Genomic DNA, 5,552 nt, shown 5'->3' on the forward strand with positions numbered 1-5,552 from the left:
CCGTCTAATGAATGGGCAACAACGGGATAACACGTTCTCAAAAATGGCGAGGTTCTGATTTTAACCCCTGCCCAGCGTTCCATATCAAAGCGCGACCCGGTATGCGGAACACATGATGTAAAGTGAAAAAAACCGGGGAAAAGCTCAGGCGAAAACAGCAGCTCGCTTAATTGCTTGCCGAGCTTGATCCTTTCCTTTAAACTAGTGAAGCGTTTGACAGACACGCCGTAAAAAACGCCTTCTACCGTCGGAAAAATGACTGTGTTGAAGTGAAACCATTCACATAGCTGAAAAGGAATCGTCTGAAAAACATTCTTTTTAAACAAAGGATTTTGTATAATAGGAGTTTGGATAGTGTTTTGTTCATTTATAATGAGAGCGTACATGAGCCGCTTTTGATCGCGCTCATGCCAGAACCGCTCCCACTCCGTTTTCATAAATGAAGACACACCAAATGAGGAGAGCAAATGAAACAGCGGCTGGCCAAGCTGCTTGGACCAATGGTATAACAGGAGCTGCGGATAGGCGTCCGAAAAAATCAGCCAGTTCGCTCTTTCATACGTTAAAAACAGCCAGTTCTGCTGAAAAGCCGTAAGTCCGAGCTCGAATAAACGCCCTTTTAAATCGGTCATCGACCAGCCGGCATTCCTGGAAACAAATGAAGCCAAAAACGACCACTTGATTTCAGGATGGCGGTCAAAGTAGCGTTTGTAGGCATTTGTCCGTGAGATATTGTCCTTGTTCAGTTTTGCGGTTAGCTCTTGAATGCGGCTCGTCAGCTCCGCCGCGGAAAAAGTGTTGTGCAAGATCAGCCACTTCCGTTAGTATCCAGATTTTTGTAAAAGGAGGATGAAGAAAGTGATTCGTTACCCGAACGGCAAATCGTATCAGCCGAAAACAGCTGCCTCATCCTTGCAAAAGAAGCCGTCGTATTCCAATCGCGGCATGACCCTCGAAGATGACCTGAATGAAACGAATATGTATTATCAATCTCATTCGATTGCGGTCATCCATAAAAAACCGACTCCTGTACAGATTGTTCAGGTCGATTATCCGAAGCGAAGCGCTGCGGTGATCAAGGAAGCATATTTCAAGCAGTCGTCAACTACTGATTATAATGGGGTTTATAAAGGCCGCTACATCGATTTTGAAGCGAAAGAAACGAAGAGCCGGACCTCTTTCCCGCTTCAGAATTTCCACGATCATCAGATCGAGCATATGAAGCAGGTTGTGGCGCAAGACGGCATTTGTTTTGTTATCATATCCGCTTTTGAAGAAATTTATTTTTTGGAAGCAGAAAAATTATTTTATTTCTGGGAGCGGAAAAAGCAAAACGGCAGAAAATCGATCCGAAAAGACGAGCTTCAGGAAGCCGCTCACCCTATTTCACTTGGATACTCGCCAAGAATTGATTATATTAAGATTATTGATCAGTTGTATTTTTCGCCATCATAAATTATGATTTAAAAGTCATGTGAGCGGAAAGGTTTAACTACGAAAGGTTGAGATGTTATGTCAGATCAATTTAACAGCCGCCAGGAACGGCGAAAAGCCCAGCAGGGCAATAGCAGGTCTAATACTCATTCTAAACCCAAGAAAAAGAAAAAAGCAGGATTGTTTAAAAAAATTCTTTTATCCATTTTAATCATTGGTGTTATCGGCTTGATTGCCGGGGGCGTCACTTTTGCGGTGATGGTAGCGGACTCGCCGTCCCTTGATGACGCAAAACTGAAAACACCGTACTCTTCCACCGTCTATGACAAAAACGGAAAAGAAATCGCCGAAATTGGTTCAGAAAAGCGGACGTACGTGTCGATTAAAGACATCCCTGATTCCGTCAAAAACGCATTTCTTGCAACGGAAGACGCGCGTTTCTATGACCACCACGGCGTCGACCCGATCCGGATCGGAGGAGCGCTTCTGGCAAACTTCGAAGGCGGATTCGGTTCTGAAGGCGGAAGTACGATCACACAGCAGGTCGTCAAAAACTCCCTTCTGTCACATGAAAAAACGCTGAAACGGAAAGTCCAGGAAGTCTGGCTGTCGTTCCAGCTCGAGAGAAAATATTCAAAAGACGAAATTCTGGAAATGTATTTAAACCGGATTTACTTCTCGCCGCAAGCCTACGGTGTCGGAAAAGCGGCTGAGCAGTTCTACGGGGTTACAGATCTTAACGACTTAACGGTCGAGCAGGCCGCAACGCTTGCCGGCATGCCGCAAAGCCCGAATAACTACAACCCGATTAAACATCCGGAAAAAGCCGAGAAACGGCGCAATGTCGTGCTGAGTCTGATGAATAAACACGGCTTTATCTCTGACGCAGAGTACAACAAAGCGAAAAAAGTAGCCGTCACAAAAGGCCTTGTCTCTCCGAAGGAGTACGCAAAAACAACGTCCAACAAATACAGCGCGTTTGTCGAGCAGGCCGTCGCCGAAGTAAAAGAAAAAGCGAACGTCACTCCGGGAACGGACGGACTGAAGATTTACACGACGATTGATACAGACGCCCAGGATTATGTGGATGAGCTGATGGACGGCGATTCGATCCAGTATACCGAAAAAATGCAGGCCGGCCTCACCTTGCTTGATACAAAAACCGGAGAAATCCGCGCGATCGGCGGCGGGCGAAATCGAAATACGGGCGACTGGAATTATGCAGTTGATGAAAAACGCCAACCGGGTTCAACAATCAAACCGATCCTTGACTACGGACCTGTTATTGAGAACAAAAAATGGTCGACATATGAACAGATTAAAGATGAGCCGTACAAATATTCAACTGGCCAGGAAATTCATAACTATGACCGGAATTACAAACGCTGGATGTCAATGAGAGAGGCACTCGCCGATTCAAGAAACATCCCTGCTTTAAAAGCGTTTCAGGCTGCCGGTAAAGATAACGTGTTAAATTTTGCAAAAGGCCTTGGCCTTTCGATTGATAAGGATGAGTTACACGAATCCTATGCGATCGGTGGGTTCGGAAACGGTGTATCGACACTGCAAATGGCCGGAGCGTACAGCGCATTCGGCAACAACGGCTACTACAATGAGCCGCACACCGTCACAGCGGTGGAATTCAATGACGGCACAAAACTTGACTTGACGCCTGAATCAAAGGCTGCCATGAGCGACTACACGGCATTCATGATGACGGATATGCTACAAACAGCCGTCCAGACGGGAACAGGTAGAGCCGCACAAGTTCCTAATGTTACTGTAGCTGGTAAAACAGGTACAACCAACTTTGAAGAAGCCGATATCAAAAAATATGGCATAAATCCTAATGGAGCAAGAGATTCTTGGTTTGTCGGCTATACACCGCAATACACAGCTGCCGTCTGGACCGGAAAATCTGGCCATAATTCGCTGAGCGCGAACGAACAGCAAGTCGCCAAACTTCTGTTCAAAAAATTGATTGCCAAGGTGGACAACGGCAGCGGCTCATTTGAAAAGCCTGACAGCGTCGTTGAAGCGACCGTTCTAAAAGGCTCGAACCCGCCGGTGCTCGCCAGCAGCAACACGCCTAGCGATAAAAAAGTCACTGAGTACTTTGTAAAAGGCACACAGCCGACGACTGTTTCGAAAAAATATGAGGAAAAAGAAGATGCCGACAAGCCGACAGGTTTGAGCGCAGAATATGATGAAGCATCAAAGAGCATCAAGCTTTCATGGTCATATTCCGGAGACGGTGATGTATCCTTTAAAGTCAAACAATCTGTTGACGGAGGCGGATACAGCGAAATTCAAAACAGCAGTGCGAAAGAAGCCGTCATACCGAATGCAAAAGAAGGATCCGTCTACAAATTCCAAGTCACGGCCGTTACTGAAGATAGCGAAAGCGACCCTGCTTCTGTGACGCTTAAAGTCAATGCGGCTGAAGATGATGAGTCAAAAGCGGACGATGAAAAGAAAGACGAGGATGACGAGAAGAAGCAGGATGCTGATGATGATCAGGACAAAGACAAACAAAATAACGGCAACTCTAATCAGCCGGATGATCAAAATTCAGGCAATCCAGATCAAAACAATCAAAATCCGGGAAATACAGACGGCAGAAAAGATGATGACGCCGATGATCAAAACAAAGATCAGAATAAAGACAAAAACAAAAACCCGGATCAAGACAGCAACACAGATGATCAACAAACAAATTCCAATGGTCAATCAACCGGAACCCATTAATCTAAAAAGCCACTCACAGTTTAGTGAGTGGCTTTTTTATGATTGATGGTAACATATTTATAAAATTGCTTTTTCATTTCCGTAAACAATTCGTCAAGCTGAATAAAACAATGATACTGCGTTGGTTTCTGGAGGATAAACTCGAGGCGTTCCGTCCAGTTCATCGGCTTAGCTCCAAAATCCTTACGGGTGATAGCCTCCCAGTTGAGACTTGTGACAGGCTCCCCCATCGTCCAGTGGAGGCTTGCGATCAAGCAGCACACCCCGTTCAGCATATCATCCTGGCTGCACCTTGACTTTCTCGTTTTAAAGACGGGCAGAAGCTTTTCTTTTGTACGCTCCCAAGCCGCAAACAGAAGCGGAACCCATTCTTCCGCATGCTCCCACGGCTTGTCCTCTTCTATGTCCAGAAAAAAATCGCAGCAGAGCGGATTTTCCAAAAGAACGTCAAGCTTTTCGCCGGATTCCGGTCTTCTCTTACGCAGCGTTTTTTCGTATTCGTCCAACAGAGAAACGCTTGTCACGGCAGCTTCACCAGCCCTTTTTTATATCGTTTTTGCCCTTCCCTGCACAGAGAAAACAACGGGCATTCTTCACATTTCGGCCTTTGCGCCTTGCAGTGATAGCGTCCGAAAAAGATCAGGCGGTGATGAGTAACGGACCACTCTGATTCAGGCACTTTTTTCATCAGCGTCTTTTCGACTTCCGTGACCGAATCCTTCCATCTGCAAATGCCGAGCCTTTTTGAGACCCTTTCCACGTGGGTGTCGACGGCAATGGCGGGAACACCGAATGCAACCGAAACGACGACATTGGCGGTTTTTCTCCCGACGCCCGGAAGTTTCACCAGCTCATCCCGGTCTTTCGGCACTTCACCGCCGTATTCTTCCAGCAGCATTTTGCAGAGCTTTTGAATATTTTTTGCTTTATTCCGGTATAAGCCGATCGATTTGATGTCCTGCTGCAGCTCTTCAAGCGGAACAGCAAGATAATCTTCAGGCTTTTTATATTTTTTGAAAAGCGTTTTCGTCACTTTATTGACAAGCGCATCTGTGCATTGGGCCGATAAAGCGACGGCGATGACAAGTTCAAACGGATTGTCATGGACTAATTCGCATTCAGCATCCGGAAACATTTCACCGATTGTTTCTAAACAAAACTCGATCTGTTTTTTTGTCAGCATGTCTTCACCTTTCACTTTATTGTTCAAGCCAATTGTAAAAAGGAACCTGTCTTGTATACTCCTTTTGCTCACTTTGCCGCGGTGCGGTCTTCCGCCTGAATCTTTGGCTGTAGTTTGCGGCTTGTTCGACTGTTGAAATGCCGTTTTTCTTCCACTCAAACAAAATCCGGTCAATGTAGCGGAAATT

The 5,552-nt window shown here is 45.9% G+C and carries 6 protein-coding genes; 2 read left to right on the forward strand and 4 right to left on the reverse strand.

Annotated elements, in window-relative coordinates; translation table 11 throughout:
• On the reverse strand, positions 1–779 hold a 779-nt coding region (locus C1T29_RS12660; protein ID WP_231516578.1), incomplete at its 3' end, for a DUF2515 domain-containing protein.
• Between the two features lie 79 nt (positions 780–858).
• Here C1T29_RS12660 and recU point away from each other — a divergent pair.
• Together recU and C1T29_RS12670 are read left to right on the forward strand one after the other, a co-directional pair.
• Positions 859–1,455 (forward strand): Holliday junction resolvase RecU, encoded by a 597-nt coding sequence (recU, locus tag C1T29_RS12665; RefSeq protein WP_003182896.1) that lies wholly within the window; start codon positions 859–861, stop codon positions 1,453–1,455.
• Between the two features lie 57 nt (positions 1,456–1,512).
• A complete protein-coding gene (locus tag C1T29_RS12670; RefSeq protein WP_075213146.1) occupies positions 1,513–4,182 on the forward strand; it encodes a PBP1A family penicillin-binding protein in 2,670 nt (889 codons plus the stop codon).
• 20 nt (positions 4,183–4,202) lie between these two features.
• Here the strand turns inward: C1T29_RS12670 and C1T29_RS12675 are convergent, their stop codons facing one another.
• From C1T29_RS12675 to C1T29_RS12685, 3 genes are all read right to left on the reverse strand, one after another.
• Positions 4,203–4,667, reverse strand: coding sequence for a YpoC family protein (locus C1T29_RS12675; protein ID WP_229030000.1), 465 nt, complete (start codon positions 4,665–4,667; stop codon positions 4,203–4,205).
• A gap of 35 nt (positions 4,668–4,702) precedes the next feature.
• A complete protein-coding gene (nth, locus tag C1T29_RS12680; protein ID WP_023857420.1) occupies positions 4,703–5,365 on the reverse strand; it encodes an endonuclease III in 663 nt (220 codons plus the stop codon).
• Between the two features lie 16 nt (positions 5,366–5,381).
• Positions 5,382–5,552 (reverse strand): DnaD domain-containing protein (locus C1T29_RS12685; RefSeq protein ID WP_208945458.1); only part of this gene is annotated, 171 nt, incomplete at its 5' end.

This window comes from Bacillus sp. MBGLi79 (assembly GCF_002953915.1).